This window comes from Caballeronia sp. AZ1_KS37 (genome assembly GCF_023631165.1).
GTDB classification, from domain to species: Bacteria; Pseudomonadota; Gammaproteobacteria; order Burkholderiales; family Burkholderiaceae; genus Caballeronia; species Caballeronia zhejiangensis.
Window position 1 is genome coordinate 359,722 of record NZ_JALQDP010000043.1, and the last position, 15,006, is coordinate 374,727.

Annotated in this window: 13 protein-coding genes; 6 read left to right on the forward strand and 7 right to left on the reverse strand. The window is 56.9% G+C overall.

The window, feature by feature from the left end; translation table 11 throughout:
• Positions 1–6: 6 nt before the first annotated feature.
• The 3 genes from NCS00_RS30825 (at position 7) to NCS00_RS30835 (ending at position 6,063) form a co-directional block, all read left to right on the forward strand.
• Positions 7–342 (forward strand): hypothetical protein, encoded by a 336-nt coding sequence (locus NCS00_RS30825; RefSeq protein ID WP_250442009.1) that lies wholly within the window; start codon positions 7–9, stop codon positions 340–342.
• Positions 309–737: a phage integrase family protein gene (locus NCS00_RS30830; protein ID WP_250442010.1), complete on the forward strand. Its 429-nt coding sequence runs from the start codon at positions 309–311 to the stop codon at positions 735–737. The genes NCS00_RS30825 and NCS00_RS30830 overlap by 34 nt, the downstream gene beginning before the upstream one ends.
• Positions 738–1,128: 391 nt before the next feature.
• Complete coding sequence (locus NCS00_RS30835) at positions 1,129–6,063, forward strand: hypothetical protein (RefSeq protein ID WP_250442011.1); 4,935 nt, start codon at positions 1,129–1,131, stop codon at positions 6,061–6,063.
• 395 nt (positions 6,064–6,458) lie between these two features.
• On the opposite strand, the gene NCS00_RS33600 is transcribed toward NCS00_RS30835, so the two are convergent.
• From NCS00_RS33600 to NCS00_RS30850, 3 genes are all read right to left on the reverse strand, one after another.
• Positions 6,459–7,373: an HNH endonuclease gene (locus NCS00_RS33600; RefSeq protein ID WP_250442013.1), complete on the reverse strand. Its 915-nt coding sequence runs from the start codon at positions 7,371–7,373 to the stop codon at positions 6,459–6,461.
• Positions 7,374–7,787: 414 nt separating this feature from the next.
• Positions 7,788–8,174, reverse strand: coding sequence for a PAS domain S-box protein (locus tag NCS00_RS30845; RefSeq protein WP_075583606.1), 387 nt, complete (start codon positions 8,172–8,174; stop codon positions 7,788–7,790).
• A gap of 507 nt (positions 8,175–8,681) precedes the next feature.
• Positions 8,682–9,062: a response regulator gene (locus NCS00_RS30850; RefSeq protein ID WP_051078938.1), complete on the reverse strand. Its 381-nt coding sequence runs from the start codon at positions 9,060–9,062 to the stop codon at positions 8,682–8,684.
• A 292-nt stretch (positions 9,063–9,354) separates the two neighbouring features.
• Here NCS00_RS30850 and NCS00_RS30855 point away from each other — a divergent pair, with 292 nt between their 5' ends.
• The 3 genes from NCS00_RS30855 (at position 9,355) to NCS00_RS30870 (ending at position 11,388) form a co-directional block, all read left to right on the forward strand.
• A complete protein-coding gene (locus NCS00_RS30855) occupies positions 9,355–9,666 on the forward strand; it encodes a hypothetical protein (protein ID WP_008345226.1) in 312 nt (103 codons plus the stop codon).
• A gap of 285 nt (positions 9,667–9,951) precedes the next feature.
• Complete coding sequence (gene hisN, locus NCS00_RS30860) at positions 9,952–10,725, forward strand: histidinol-phosphatase (protein WP_008345225.1); 774 nt, start codon at positions 9,952–9,954, stop codon at positions 10,723–10,725.
• A gap of 408 nt (positions 10,726–11,133) precedes the next feature.
• Positions 11,134–11,388 (forward strand): hypothetical protein, encoded by a 255-nt coding sequence (locus NCS00_RS30870; protein ID WP_250442014.1) that lies wholly within the window; start codon positions 11,134–11,136, stop codon positions 11,386–11,388.
• A gap of 958 nt (positions 11,389–12,346) precedes the next feature.
• Here the strand turns inward: NCS00_RS30870 and NCS00_RS30875 are convergent.
• The 4 genes from NCS00_RS30875 to NCS00_RS30890 form a co-directional block, all read right to left on the reverse strand.
• On the reverse strand, positions 12,347–12,580 hold the full coding sequence (locus NCS00_RS30875; RefSeq protein WP_144403645.1) for a hypothetical protein: 234 nt from the start codon (positions 12,578–12,580) through the stop codon (positions 12,347–12,349).
• 618 nt (positions 12,581–13,198) lie between these two features.
• Positions 13,199–13,465 (reverse strand): hypothetical protein, encoded by a 267-nt coding sequence (locus NCS00_RS30880; RefSeq protein WP_008345222.1) that lies wholly within the window; start codon positions 13,463–13,465, stop codon positions 13,199–13,201.
• A gap of 372 nt (positions 13,466–13,837) precedes the next feature.
• Complete coding sequence (locus NCS00_RS33755; RefSeq protein ID WP_008345221.1) at positions 13,838–14,203, reverse strand: hypothetical protein; 366 nt, start codon at positions 14,201–14,203, stop codon at positions 13,838–13,840.
• 186 nt (positions 14,204–14,389) lie between these two features.
• A complete protein-coding gene (locus tag NCS00_RS30890) occupies positions 14,390–14,968 on the reverse strand; it encodes a hypothetical protein (protein ID WP_008345220.1) in 579 nt (192 codons plus the stop codon).
• Between the last annotated feature and the right edge of the window lie 38 nt (positions 14,969–15,006).

The window sequence follows — 15,006 nt, forward strand, 5'->3', positions numbered from 1 at the left end:
GCCTACGTGCAGCGCATCGCCCCGGCGATCATCGCGCGCAGCTACTACGACCCGGATGAGGATCCACATGCGGCCACGCCCGCCGCGATGGAGCGGCACTTCACCGGCATGCCCGACACGCTGGTCCAACTCGCGCTCGCGCACGGCTCGGCGGCGCTGGCCGACCACCTGCGCGCGTCGATCAAGCAGCACGGGCAACCCAAGCTCACCGCGGTCACATTCCGTATGGTTGCCGAGGCCGCGCAGTTCGCCGCAGCGGCGCCGCACGCAGATCACGCGATCGGTGCCTGCCTGCGTCTGCGCATCGCGTGCCAGCTGAGAGGGGAGGGCATCGCGCGCTAGGTGACCTGGTCGCGTTCTGCAATCGACGGGGGCCAAGATGGTGGCGCTCGATTCCGCGCATCGGGCGCGGGCGCGCGAGCGTTGGCAAAGGACGCCGCGAACGCATCGTCCCAGTGAGTGTCGCGACGCTTGCCGCCTTGCGCGCGCATTGCGCCGACCCACCTAAAGTTTTCAACGGCGCGGCCGAAGAAAGCAAGAGCGGGCCGCTGCTCGCACCGATGATTGCTCCATGGACTGACGCTTCACCTCAATGCAATCCGTCGCAGACGAAGTGCCTGTCCATGTGGTTCAAAAGGTGTTGGGACACGCGTCTTCGCAGATCCCACCATCTATCTGCAGGCGGAGAAGCAACGCGTTCCGCAGGAAGTCGCCGAGTACGATCCGCGCCGGAGTAGGACTAATGCGTTCAGCCGGTGTCAATCCGGATCATCATCGAGATGTGGGCCGCCGCAACTACCAACAAAATTGCAGAAGATCACGATATTTCTTATGCTTTCATTTAATATGTTGTTGGTCAGCAACCGCCCTCCACCACATGAAAAAACGCTTGGAGCCGGAATTCGAAAAGGCGTCAATTGAACAGAGCTAATGCCGCGTCTTCTCCTTTCAAGGCACGATCAGGCAGTGGACCGAGGAATCAAAGCGAGTGTCTTTGAATGTGAAGAGCAGTATAACTAAGTAGAGTGCGATGCGGATCCGAACGCGGGCAAGCAGCGCATATAGGTAGTGTGACACCTCCGAAAGACCAAGCCGCGAACGCAGCTGACAAGGGCGATCCCGAATAGCGTGGCCTTGCTCAATCGAGACCTTCAACAAGAACGTTTTCCAATGAATCAGCAAATCGATAGCGTCATTCTGCATGCACGCAATGCACCTGCTTCGCCAGCCCGAAGAGTGATTCGCAATAACGTGTTGGATACGATTGACCGGGCGTTCGAGAGTAGTAGTATCGTCTTCCTCGAGGGCGATCCGGTTTCCGGAAAATCGGAGCTTGTCGCGCAGTATATGAGCCGTCACGAGGGTAAGGCGATCGCCGTATTCCTGACTGCTGGAAGTCCGATGTTCTACACCTCTTCGTTCTTTCGGCTCGCGCTTTCCGAGCAAATTCACTACCTTGTCTATCGCGAGGAAGGAACAATAGAGCCGCCAGTAGATGAAGCACTTTTCCACCGGTACATACTGCGATTGCAGTCGTTGGGGCGTCGACAACCCGTGACTTTCGTAATTGACGGCCTTGAGGATTCGGAGAAAGCTGAACGCGCGAGCACCCAAGACATCTTCGCACAACTACCGGCGGTTCAGTCCGAATTCAAATTCCTTATTACAGGAAGCGATCGGCTATTCAACGAACTTAATCTGCAGAAGCGTGGTGCGGTTCGTATTCCCCCATTCGCGTTGAGCGAACCAGAAACAGAGTCGTATTTAGCGGATCTTCAGTTGGCGGGAGAAGATTCCAAAGCGCTGTACGTCTATACCGGCGGAAACATCGGCTCGTTGCATATGTTCCGAGTACTTCTGTCAGAGGGAACCCCGATAGAGGACATTCTCTCAGAAAAGAAGGGCTCTTTGAGCAGATTGCTTGAGCTCGAATGGTCCGGGCTGAAGATCGAACAGGCGGCACGGCGCCTACTCGCGATGGTCGCATACTCTCATGCACCGCTGACGACAACGGCGCTCAGCGAACTGACGGGGGAATCGGCTGAGCTAATAGAGAAAGAACTTGGCCGATTCCGCTTCGTCACTGAAACTGCTGGCGGATGGTCGATTCGGTCCGAGGCGCACCGCCGGCTCATCGGAGAAAAGTTGGCGGACCAAAAGCGGGCAGTGGAGGACAAGCTCATCGAGCGCCTTCTGGAAATGCGAGATGAGCGAGACGGTGTTGTGTCGTTACCATCTCAACTGGTCTCGGCGGGAAAACACGCCGAAGCACTGAAGGTGCTCTCGGGCGAGCATTTCGCGAAGTTGCTCTCTCATGAGAGTTCGCTTCGATCGCTCAAGCGTCACGCGGAGTTCGGTGTTGTCTCCGCTCGTCATGGAGAAGATACCTTCTCCGAGCTCAGATTCTCGTTGATTCAGTCGGCGATCAACGGTACTACGCTGTCTGCGAGCTCGAGCTATGAGATTGAAGCGTTGCTTTCACTTGGGATGGATGATGCAGCTGCCGCATTGGCGCTTACTGCGACCACCTCTGAAGAGCGACTGCGCCAACTCGCGTCCGCTGCAGGATGCTTCGCGAAAAAGGGAAAGCAGATTCCCGAACAGATCATGGCGACGTTGCGTGAATTGGTATCGGACCTTGAAGGTGAACTCTCAGAGCCTGTTTTGATCAGCATTGCTGCCGAGCTTCTATCAGTAGACCTCGATCTTGCACTGCAAATATTCGAACAGGCGGCAGAACCTAGATTGAAGCGAGCAGATACACCGATCAACTCGCAAGGAGACAGGACTGAAACGCTAGTCGAGAACAGTCAAGAGGCGACAGGGAACGCTTCGAAGATCGAAACGGCCGCCAAGATTCGTCCAATACTCGACGCGGCGGAATTTCTGGTAAAGAAGATGAGTGCCGACGAAGTGATTCGGCGCGTTGCGCATTTGGAGGAAAGTCACAAGCTATTCCTTCTCTTGCGGTGGCTCGAAGAGCATCGTCAAGATAGTCGCGCTCACGAGGTAGCCTTGCTAGCGTTAGACATCGTTCTTCGCGACACCTCGCGTAGTCCCAAGCTGAAAGATCTGAGGGAGATCGCGATCGTTGTACCGCATATTGGCGACCAGAGTTCCGCTGACGTCGTGATATCTAGGTTGGAAGCTCAAAGTAGTGAACTCGTATCGCATGGCACGTCGGAAGATGCTGTCCGGCTGCGGATGCTTTTGTTGCGAGGTCGGCAACGATGGAAGCACGACTCCATCGATACTGATCTGATTGATCTTTTTGCACAGGTGCATGGTGTGTCTGATGTTGGAATCAAGACGGCATGCTATGCCTGGATGCTTTACCATCTTGGACATCTGCGCGATCGGGATGCACTCGAAGAACGCACTAGCGTTATCGCCGAAACGACGAGAAATCTGCTCGACGCGGCAAAGCTGTTGCTTGAACACACTGCTGAACACTTCACGGCCTCTGTGGACGCCATCCGCGCAATCTGTATGGCAGCGCCGGATCGTGCTATCGAATTTGTAGGGAAATTCAATACGCGAGCAAGAAGAAATAAAGGCTTCGCGTTGATCGTGCGTTGCCTCGCGATTAATAAGTCGTATAACAAGTATGCGGCTATCGCCTGCGCCGGGATCGAAAATATAACCGACAACGTGGAGCGCGAGAAAGCGATTCTGTTCTTGCTTTCTCGAATTTCACGAGATCAATCAGTTGACCACAACTTGCCTGTTGAACCTCGCCTACTGGTTCTGTGGAAGCAACTTGTCCACGGTAGTCGAAGGGTGCAGGCAATGGTCCTGACTTACAAAATTATCAACACGTCCGCGTCTCTTCGAAAGGTCACAAGTTTGTTAGAGGACGCAAGGGAAATTTGGCGAGATATCCTAGACTCGACTATGCGAGTGAACGTCGGCTATTGGACCGTCAGCGAACTTTCCCGCATTGACCGCACGAAAGCTGAAGAGTGGCTGACGATGGTTCGCGACGAAGCAAAGTCTTCGGGTGCGCCGTCGTTTATCGCTAGCTCGCAACTGTTTCTTATAGCGGGGCTGGCCGGACGCGTTTTCTCGCGTTACGTCGCTGAGTGTCCACACGACTTCGACCCTGCTTTGGATCGACTTGCTGCGATTGTTGCAATGATTCCAGCGGCCGATGAGCGAGCGCATATTTGGGGAGAGGTGGGTGTCGACCTGTTCTTCAAGTCGCAACGGGATCTGAGCCAACGTCTCGTAGAGAGCAAGGTCGAGCCATTGCTTTCTGCAAACTTCGAGAATAATGCGTTGGTTCAACAGGCGTTGGTCTTGAACGTTGCGCCCTTGCTTTACCTGATCTCGGCAGACGGAGCGAATGCCCGGATTGAACGTATTTTGTCGCCTGAGAAGAGGGATGACGCACGGGACTATATTGCGGCAACGATCCTTCGGAAAATGAGTCCCTCGCAATTCTTCCAGGAAAGACATCGAACGGAATTCTCGTTGACCTATCAGGAGGCACAAGCGGTTCTCGCTCAGATCCGTTTTATGACCGAGGATTCGCTGATCTACAACAACGTGGCTCGCTTGTGCAATAGTCTCGCGGCGAAGAAAAATCGAAGCACGATTCGCCGCAATCAGGTCGCGGACATACTGGTCGATCTCGAAAAGGTAGTTAAGGAAAAGCTACCCGATCAAAACAATATTAAACACGAAGGATTTCTGATTGCGTGCCTCGCAGAGATTCTTCGTTGTCGGATACATGAGACAAAACAAAAAGATAACAAGCAGTGGGTCGATCTGCTGGATAGAGCGAACGCCATAACGAACGGTGCAGATCGTGTAATTGTGACCAGCATGGTAGCGTCGTGCGCAAACGGTGGGGGTCCCTTTGCCGACGGGAAGTGGTTCGAGACAGTCAAGCAGGATATCCACAACATCCCCTCTGATAGGGATCGAATCGAGCGATACCAGTGGGCGGTCGAGATCATCGAGCCTTTCGACAAGTCGAAATGCAGATCCTTGCTAAAAGAGGGTATGCGGACGTCAAACCACATTGCAGACGATGGATTGGCCGACAAGCGCCAACGACTCCTCGATCTTGCTCATAACATCGACCCAACCCTCGTCGATGAGATGATTTCGATTCTTGACGACGACGAGGCGACTAGCGGTCCGAAAGCAGTTCTGAAGGAACATCACAAGCTTCTGGACGCGCGTAAAGAATCAGCCACTGACGTCAGTAAGTTGAGCCTGGAAGACCATTCCTTGCCCGAACTCACAGAAATAGCCTTTCGGAATGTGAGCGCGATGAATGCGGGCAGGCTAATACCGCAGCAGCCACAGCTTTTCATGGAACTGGCTAATAAGAGCAAGCACTTCCCCTTTCCGCTCAGCTACCCCGTGTGGGTTTGGATCGTGGAGAGCGCGCTGCGTAAGTCGACACAGCAGAGCGCTCAACGCGTGCTTCCGCAAATCTTTGAAAATGTTTGCAATGCAGCAGAGGTTGCCGTAAGCCTGTTGGTCAGGAGCGGTGGTGGTCTTCGGGCGTCGCTTCTTGAACCGAGTGATTCGATTGTTGGCCCGGGTGCTCATGAGCAGTTGTTCGTCAGACTTCGAGAATGGGTCTCCACAATCACAGACGAACAGATATTCATCAGCGATCCGTATTTTGGACCTGATGATCTAGAGGTGATCAAGACGATCGCCGAAATATCAGCTGACAAACAGATCACAGTGCTCACCGGCAAAGAGGAGGTTCAAAAATTAACAAAAGGTGATGCACCAGAAGAAATCTTCAGGGATGCCTGGGATGCGCTGTGTGAGGGATGTCCACCGCAGACGGATATTTTCGTTGTTGGCTACGGCACTGAGGGCAAACATCCGATACACGATCGATGGATCGTCACGGAGAGCGGAGGACTTCGATTAGGGACTTCCGCAAACTCAATCGGTGGGATGCGAATTTCGGAAATATCGACTATGAACGCCGCCGAAGCGCGAGAGAAGGTTGTGGCGATCAAGCACATTCTTGCTCGTGAAACGCGGCAGTGGGAGGGAGTCAGGCTGCATCGTTCAAGCTTCACGCTCTAGACCGAAGACGATTACGACTAGCCCATGATGTAGCGTCGCAACGGAGGGCGCGGCGCGTATCGGTTCGGTCTGACAGATGTTTCCAAGGACCGAGGGTACTTTCTCCGAGCTCTCATGACCGTTCCTGCATGTCTGCACGTCGATGCGCTACGCTGCGCTCGACGAGCGCATGCTGTATCAGCGAATGTACGAGTCAACGACTTCGATAAATTGATCAATTGTCGTGTCTGCCAATGCGCGAAGCGGCTCGACGTTGGACCTCGGCACCGCGGCCAGTCAGCCGGTGTTGAGGTACGCGATTACGCTACGTTTGCTGATACCGCCGCCGGCGCGATGAAGACCTGAGCCTCGACGAACGCGTACGACGTCGCCAGATATCACCTCGTCAGTCCTACTCATCCGAGGAAGACGTATCGGCGATGAAAGTCCATGTACTCTTCTTGCTCGGGACGCAAAGCTGCAACGCCACTGATCGTGTCGAAGTGCCAAGCGGTCAAAACATCGGTTGTCAGCAGCTTGGCCACCAACAAAGTCCCATCGTTTGAGAAAGAGATGTAACCACGATCGAAAAGATGATCGACGTGTGGCGAAAGCAACAATCCGTTGTTTCCGTCGAGCTTCTCGTTGTCCGTCGATTTACACCATGGCTTGATATGGCTGGCACGTAGATGTTGACGGTCCGTGATCCCAGTGAGGCGACAACCTTTCTCTAGAAGCTCAACTCGAGAGCGAAAGAGCCCCTGTCCACGGCGGGCTCTGACAAGTTGGAGCTTCTCGGTTTCTTCGATATCGACGCGGGCATTGACAACGGCTTCCACCTCGTCACTTTGCGTATCAAGGAGTGCATTTCTCGCAATTTGTCTTGACGAGACATATTCGGCGCCGATGAGCAAACCCAACGCTTGGGTCATCGCGTTGGGCAACTCCGTCAGATAGACCCCCTGATTCCCGTTTCCTGTAGCCTGCAATGGAGAGTAGCGCTCGGGTAGCAAGGGGCGCAGGATCTCCATGTGGTCTGCTGGTCGAATTTTGTTCGTTAACTCCTGATACTCCACCTCTACAAACCAGCCGTCATCAGACCACTGCGCTCCGGCACTTCCAAATTCCGTTGGCTTAGGCGCCGACACGGCGAGGGATTTGACGATTCCAATGGCCTTTATTCGAGTGTCGCTGAACGACATGACCATATCGCCGACCTCTGCATGAGTCATCGTGTCGTAGAAGTAGTTTCGGCTACCATCTTTTTTCTTTTTCGGCGACCATAGATAACCGCCGTCTACTTCATGCTTATACGTTTGATTTTGGTTCACCCACCAACACTTCACGTCGCCAGCCCCTATTTATCAGCCTGATTCGATGTGCTGCAAGCTTGCACTCGCACGAGAGTATAAGGGTGTCCGACACCGGTTTAGCGGTCTAACGCTCATAGCGTGGGTTTGGGTGAAGTAGCCTCACATTAGCTGCAGGTCGTTGTTCTTACCCATGGGTTCCGCATCGTTGGATGCCGGTCCTTTCCTTGAAAGCAAACGAGGTGCGTGACGCCATTTTACTTGACATAACGCCGTCGTGTCGATGTTTGCATTGTCAAAGCAAAATTAAAATGTCGTACCGCCGGCTAAATACGGATGTCGTGTTCTCGATGTGTGATTGGCTCTGTTTTCAACGGTTCGAATCCACGTAGTGTTGAAGGACGGTCTTAATCGGACCGGGGCGTTTCAGCCTGTTCAGCGAGTGCGAGCAGACCGTTGTCCAGGTCCAGCGCCGCACGCCTTCACGTACGCGCCGGTGCTCGGTGTAATCGCGGGATCTTGGCGAAGCCGAAGAGATTGCCGCGATCGTCGCGCAACGCGCCGATGACGACATGCGCCCAGAAGCGCGTACGGTCCTTGCGCAGACGCCGACCTTCGACTTCGAACCTGCTCGTCGCGCGCACGGTGGTCGTCGAGACGTTCCTCGACCGAATAGAAGCACGAGAAGGTACGGCCGATAATGTCATTGGCCGCATAGCCTATGACCTTCTGCACGCCGGCATTCCAGCTCGTGATAACGCCGTCGACATTGAGCATGTAGATGGCGTAATCGGTGATGCTCTGCACGAGAAAGGCTTGCACGTTGGCGCGCGAGGGACGGAATCTGGCAAACGAAATAGCCGGGATACTGAAGTATTGTTTGCTCCTTTTTGAAGTCGATGAACGTTGTTGAAGGAGAGTGTGGGACCCGCCTACCTTCTCTTTTCGCTGTAGTCGAGAAGCGCGAGGCATTGTGTTTCTTCGGCGCATCCAATCGCACCGAGCCGAACCCGGCGCAACGGGTGGTTGTGGCTCCAGACGCGTTCTCGGCGACTCAGGAATTCGGCTGTGCAACGAAGCCCGTTTCATGCGCTGCTTGAGTGGACGCGCCCCCGGTCGGCGGCGGCCTTATTTTTATTGGCAGATTTCTTGGAGAAGCGCGTGCATAACTCTCGCGCCGTTTCAGCTAAGTTCTATAACGTAGGTTGAGTTTGTCGAGCCTCGGAGAAAGTCGGCCGCCGACAACCACCTTCGACTTCGCCGGTGTCGCCGGTAGGTCGCATATGTCAACAGGTCTAGAATCTCGCTCGGCAGCCGGGCCTGGGGCTGTCACAAGTACCGCACGGGCGCCAAGTACTCAATCATTTGGAACAGGCCGTGCAACGATTCACCTTTCCGGTAGAAGGCATCGATTCCGACATCGACGCCGCGCTCCACAATTTCCGCTTCGGCAAGCGAACTGTGCGCGAGGATGGGCACCGTTGCAAACCGGGTCGAGCCGCGCATGGCTCTCGCCACGGCGAAGCCGTCAATGTCCGGCATTTCAATGTCTAGGACGACCACCTGCGGTACCCATGATTCTGTAATGGCAAGAGCTGCCCAACCACCGGGGGCAACAAGTGCGCGACAGCCATAGGCTATCAAGGCCGCAGCAAGCGCCTCTGCCACGGCTGCGTCGTCATCGACAAGCAGCACCGCGACAGGGGGCATGACGGCATCGAAGTCACGAGTGGCCCATACGCCGGATATCGAAGTAACGCTGTGAGGCATGGCGGTAGATGGCAGACGGTCTCCTTTCGTCTACGCAACTGTCGTGCCGATTTCCCGGATCTTGCGGCAACGCAGCGCGCTTCCGGAGCGGCAGGATCCGGCCTGCGTATCATGGCTTGTTCTTCGCGTTGATTAGCCGCTGACGAGGGACCACAATTCCGGCGAACGGAGCGTGCGACGCCTAATATTGAGCTTGTGGCAGCTGCCGTACCGTTCGCTCAGGAATCGCATCATGCAATGGCCCGAGATGCGCTATAAGGGATTCGTCTTTACGCCGGGACTTGCCGAAGACGACGGGATGTATGCCCCCGAGCTCACCATCCGCTCGCCCGATGGCAAACAGCAGACCACCGGCATCCTTGGCGATTTCCCCTGCCCAATAGAGGCGCTGCGGTTTGCCTTTCAGTACGGTATGGCACAGATCGATCATCAGCCGCTGTCCGCGCCGGACTGGACCGTTGAAGAGTGGCACGACCGTCACCCCGCAGGAAGCACCAGGATGCTGCGAGGGAGCCTATCGGCGCGCAGAAGGCGTGGCGCATGAATGGCTATGCCCCCCGTTAATGGCAAGAAACGATCTGTCCAAGCGGCGGGGACGTCGAAAACATTGAGTTGAGGTCGGACTATGCCGCGCGATTCGGTCCGACCAGTGTTCAACGGCTGGGTGACTGCTTCATCGTTCCTGTCGATTGGGAGCCCTGCGCCGCGCGCTTGCGACGGTTCAAGCGACATCCCTTGCGCCCGTCCGCTGACTTCGTCCAGACCGCTCGCCGTTCGGCGTGGCGAGGATTTTGCGCGTGGGTTTCGTGCAAGCAACCGGAGAATTGCCATGACGCTCACCGACATCGAACGATTCCTGGATCAACTCGGCGACGAAGCGCGCGCGATTGCAATGCAGTACTTCCGCACGCGGATCGACGTCGAAACGAAGCCCGATGCGACGCCTGTTACGACTGCGGATCGCGCGATCGAGCAACGGATGCGGGAACTGATTGCATCGCGTTTTCCATCGCATGTGCTCGTAGGCGAGGAAGGGGGCGGGCGCGTCGCCGATGGCGTAAGTTGGATCATCGATCCGATCGATGGCACGAAGAGCTTCGTGACGGGCCTGCCTCTCTTCGGGACGCTCGTCGCGATGGTCGAGAATCGACGGCCGGTGTGCGGCATGATCGAGGTGCCGGCCATGAGCGAGCGATGGATCGGCGGCGTCGGTCATGCGTCGCGTAACGGCGAGCCGTGCACGGTCAGCGCGTGCGCCCATCTGCGCGACGCGCGGCTGTGCTCGACCGATCCTCGGATGTTTTCTGGCGAAGCGGAACGAGCATTCGCGAGGATCGCGCGCGAAGTGCGCGTCACCCGGTTCGGTACGGATTGCTACGGGTATGCAATGCTCGCTTCCGGTCATGTCGACCTCATCGTCGAAGACGGTCTGCAGATCCACGATGTCATGGCAATCGTTCCCGTGATCCAGGGTGCCGGTGGCATCGTTACGACATGGGCAGGCGAGCCTGTCGACGAAAGCTTCGAAGGGAACATCATTGCGGCCGCGACGCGCTCGCTTCACGAGGAGGCGTCTCGCTGGCTCGGCCGACTGCACGTGTGAAGCGGCTCGCCGCGGCACGGCTGAGCTCAAGCCTCAACGGGGTTCGAGTTGCTGGCGCTATAGACCTCTACACGCGCAGCTGGCTCGGCAGACTAGCATAGACCCTCCTTTTTTTCTGGTCCGCTGTTTGCGTCAGTGAGGCTGGGAATTGTTCACACAGCAGACGGAGGCTGACTATGAACGAGACCAGGTGAAGGGCACAGCCGAGAAGGCAAAATGCAAGCTGAATGCGGGCGTCGGCAAGATGAGCGGCGAATCAACAGGTGAAGGGCCAAGTGCAACAGGGGGCGGGAGACGCCCGGAAGCAAATCGGCGACGCCAAGGAAGAGATCAAAAAAGATCAACGGTAAGCAACGCAGTGAGCGCCGGAGTTGGGGCGCTTCGATCGTGGTCGGCCCGGAGCAAGGCATGAACACATCGCACGTGATTGACTTTCAATATCAACGCAACCAAGGTCTGAGACGAACCTACAAAGTGACGTTAAATGTTACAAGGCTGCCGTCGGGCATATACGCCTACGAATCGTGGGTGCACCACGAAGGATCTTTCAAAGGGAAGGGAATTGTGTTACCTCTCGTCTCGACCCACTTCGACGACGCAATATCGGAAGCGCGCCGACGCATCGAGAATGATATCGAGCAACTAATCGGCATCTCAGAGTGAGCGGGGCCACGGGAAAAGCGGCTCTGCCCTGCTGGCGCAGCATTGACCGCGCGCGATCGCCGCATGGAAAGTCCATGGACTTACGGACGCACCGCAACATGGAAGGCGCACACGTCATTATCGGGTTGTTCTCGTCATACGGCGACGCAGATGAAGCGCTTCGAGAGCTCCAGGTACGGGGTCTTCGCTGCGACGACGGTCAACTGTATGCGCGGGCGGGTCACGGTCGCACCGGTGCACATCGCGTCGGACCGCTTCCCGAAATGCGGGCCCGTGATCGGGCCGAGTACGCAGCTCACGGAGAGCACCTTGGGGTCGTGAGCGGTGCGCGGCGGTTTAGCGGGCCGAATTGGCAACTCGCTACGCCCGACTTCGCCGCCGGCCAACTACGAGCTTATCCCCGCGAGCGAACCTTGTTGGTGGCCAAGTTATCCGACACGATGACGCACGATGTCGCGATCGCAGTGATGTGCGACCACGGCGCGCTCGCGGTAAAAGACACCGCTGGTCACTGGCACTTTTCGTTTCACAAGAGGAGCGGAGACCAGGACGTCGGCGCATGAACGCATGACCGCCAACGTGGGGCGAATAGCTTTGTCTCGGGCGATAGCTTCGTCCTTCGATTCGCCTATCGAACCGGTCGCGGCGACTGCACTGCAGAGAAGCTCAAGCTCGCTGAGCGCCGCAGTGCAGTGTTCCGGTGCCTCTTGCCGATGGCCAGCAAAAACGAAGTATCGCGCGAGTCGGCGCGCAGTGTTACAACCGGCGCAGGTTGCACGTCGCTGCCGACGACATGCCGCCAGACGAGTTCGAGGATCTAAAGATAGAAACCGGGTGACGGAGTGTCGAGGACTAGCGAACGACCACGTCCGTCGCTTTGCCAACGCCTGCGTTTATGCTTTGCATTTGACTTTTTCGCTGACGTCCTCGACCTGATCTTCGTTATCGCCGTTCTCCTTTAGTGTTCCGGATCGGATTGATGGTTCGCCTCCATGGTTCTCCAATGACATGAGGTTTTTCCAGGGTGGGTCATGCGGACGGGGATCGCCCAAGCGGGAAGTCGAGAAACGCCCGCGGAAAAAATGCGATGAACTTCTTCGAGCGAGGCGGCAAGAATGCCCGCTGCCAGACCGGACCACAGCGTTCCCTGAAAGACGTCGCGGGTGTAGAACTTCTTGCACTGCGGAGTCATGTTGGCATCCCATCATCGAGCGGGTACAAAGATCGATCGTCGGCCGTGCGTCCAATTCGTTCCCCGACGCCTTCCGGCCTATGGCGGCCTATGGAAACGCATCCGCTTTGTGACAGTATGCGTTAGCAGAAGTTCTTGCTGACGGTCGGCAGTCCACCAAGAGATGCGACATGTTGACGAGTCGCTGCGCCACGAGTGTCGGACTTCGGCTGCGCAATGTCACGGGCCATACACCGCGACTAATGCCTCGTCGAGCGCTTCAAGTCGCTCTTTCTCCAGCAATGTCGGCCACCCAATGACGTTCCTCCGGTCAGGCGTGGCACTTGATAGCGTTAGGCGGGGCAGTGCGGGCCACTGGAGGATTCAGGCACCAACGAATGGGCGAGGAGGCACCACGCTACTGATGCTTGGCTGGGCGCAGCACGGCAAAGAACTGTCAGCCATCTAACCAGCGCAACATATTTTCTTGCGGGGGCTTTGTTCAGATTGAAACCGCAAGACAAGGACTAAGCAAGAAATACGTCCGGGGTGACGTGTGTTGTTGCGTAGTTCTATTCCCTCGTATCTGCTATTCGCCCGCTCCTGTCAGCGGGCTTTGCTTCGTCGCTACTCGCCGATTCACCGCAATCGCCCGCTCAGAACCTCCTGCACTTTGAACATCGCTATCTTGGGGTCCGCGTGTTCAGCTAACCTACGGGCCGTGATAAGAATCTCCTCTTCGAACGGATCGGGAATCACGACCCGTTCGACCTCGCGGATGAATCGAAGCACGTCTATGCAAAGCAACTCCGGATAAGGCCCCGCGCTGTATCGATTTAACTCGGTCATCAAAACAGTCCAGCGGTCGGCCAATTGACTGAGGGTTTCTTGATAGAAGCCGCGCATAATCGAGTCCGTGTAGGGAGCACTCCATATTTACCCGCCGCGCTCCGCCCTGCTACTAGGGCGAATCCCCTTGCGTTGGCGCAACTGCCTATTCTTGGCAAAGAGGAACTGGGACCGCCTCCAACAAATGAGCTCGGCGGGTTTGCCGGAAGGTGGTCTGAAAGATCCCGAGGCGGTTTCAAGCTTGAGCGCAACAGCGGTTTTGCTGGTTATAGCCATGGGATTAAGCTGCGGAGGCGAGTGTGACGGCGAAGGCCTCGAGTGGCCAATGGAAGGCGTGACGTCGTGCGCGGCCACTCGAACGCCGCATGCCAGCCCAACGCCGTGCCCACGACCAGATTCGCGGCAAGCGGCCCGCGGTGCAGAATGTGATTAGGCCCGAGCGAGCAATACCGCTTGATCGTCGCCGTCGACGCAGCCGCGCTGCACGCCTCCATTCCGACGGGTTCGGCGCCCGGCGGCAAGATCAGTCAGAAGCCGTCGTCGATAGCCGACCGCGATGGTGGCGGCAATCATCGCTTCGACGGCATGGCCGCCTTCCCGCAGCACGGCGAGCACGCCCTGCGAGGCCTCGAGTGCGGCACAACCGCCATGCCGCGCGAAGGGTCGAAGGTCGGAAAAGTCATCGCTCGGGAGTCGGGAGTTCAGTTGAACGGCGCGCGGCTTCGTCAGCGCGATATCGGAGATCGCGGTCGCCGAGCAAGCAGAGCGCACCGAGCGCTTCACGTTCGGATGCAACGCCAGCGCCGCATCTGCGACGACGGTCTGCGCGAGGGCCGGTGCGGTCAGTAAACCGATCGACGATTCGTCGGTGTCGCCGCGCAGGTTGTCGGCGAGCCCATGAACGGTTGCGGTGCGAAGTGGTACTGCTGTGGCACTGCGCTTCGTTCTGCTTCGACTTCGCGAACGGGCTTAACGTTCAGACTATTCTTTGGCCGAGTCGCCGTCCTCGCGGCGCCGTCCCGACCGCGGATGAAAAAACCAGCCGTCCGGATCGCCGACACCGTTCCATTGTTTCAGGGCGCTCGCCGCGGAGTCATAGGTCTCATAGTAGAACGTATCGTCATGCCCGAAGGCGTGGATGCCTGCGGCGAGCGCATGCTGCCTGCTGTGATGCGTTAGGATCGCTGCGATTCGGCCATCGTCCAGCAGCTTGAACGGTCGGCGGTATCCCATCTTGAGAAGGTGATGGTCGGTCGGATCGCCGACAAACGCAGGGGTCAGCATGTCGAGCGCTTGGCGCAAATTCTCCTCGGGCGACAGTGGGCGAAAGCCGCCGAAGTGCGGCATACCATCGCCAAAGGTCAGCAGCACCTCGCCCCAGTCCCCTTGGCTGTCGCGATACACGAGGCGTTGCTCAGGCGTGAGCAGTGAAGCGACGTCCTCGACGATGATCCGCTCGATGTCATTTTTCACTGACCGACAGCCCACTTCGTCACGGTCGATCACGCAGACATAGTGATCAACGGTAATAAGATCATAGCGGGCGTTCATGGCGGTCATGCCAGTGCGGCCCGCCGCCGTTGCGCGGGTGGAGGTAA

Bases quoted from the DNA above. Each gene is read 5' to 3' on its own strand.
- NCS00_RS30850 (WP_051078938.1), bottom strand. From the start codon at position 9,062: ATGCCCCCTGTCGCGGTGCTGCTTGTCGATGACGACGCAGCCGTGGCA.
- hisN (WP_008345225.1), top strand. From the start codon at position 9,952: ATGACGCTCACCGACATCGAACGATTCCTGGATCAACTCGGCGACGAA.
- NCS00_RS30890 (WP_008345220.1), bottom strand. From the start codon at position 14,968: ATGACCGCCATGAACGCCCGCTATGATCTTATTACCGTTGATCACTAT.
- NCS00_RS30875 (WP_144403645.1), bottom strand. From the start codon at position 12,580: ATGACTCCGCAGTGCAAGAAGTTCTACACCCGCGACGTCTTTCAGGGA.
- NCS00_RS30855 (WP_008345226.1), top strand. From the start codon at position 9,355: ATGCAATGGCCCGAGATGCGCTATAAGGGATTCGTCTTTACGCCGGGA.
- NCS00_RS30880 (WP_008345222.1), bottom strand. From the start codon at position 13,465: ATGCGCGGCTTCTATCAAGAAACCCTCAGTCAATTGGCCGACCGCTGG.
- NCS00_RS30870 (WP_250442014.1), top strand. From the start codon at position 11,134: ATGAACACATCGCACGTGATTGACTTTCAATATCAACGCAACCAAGGT.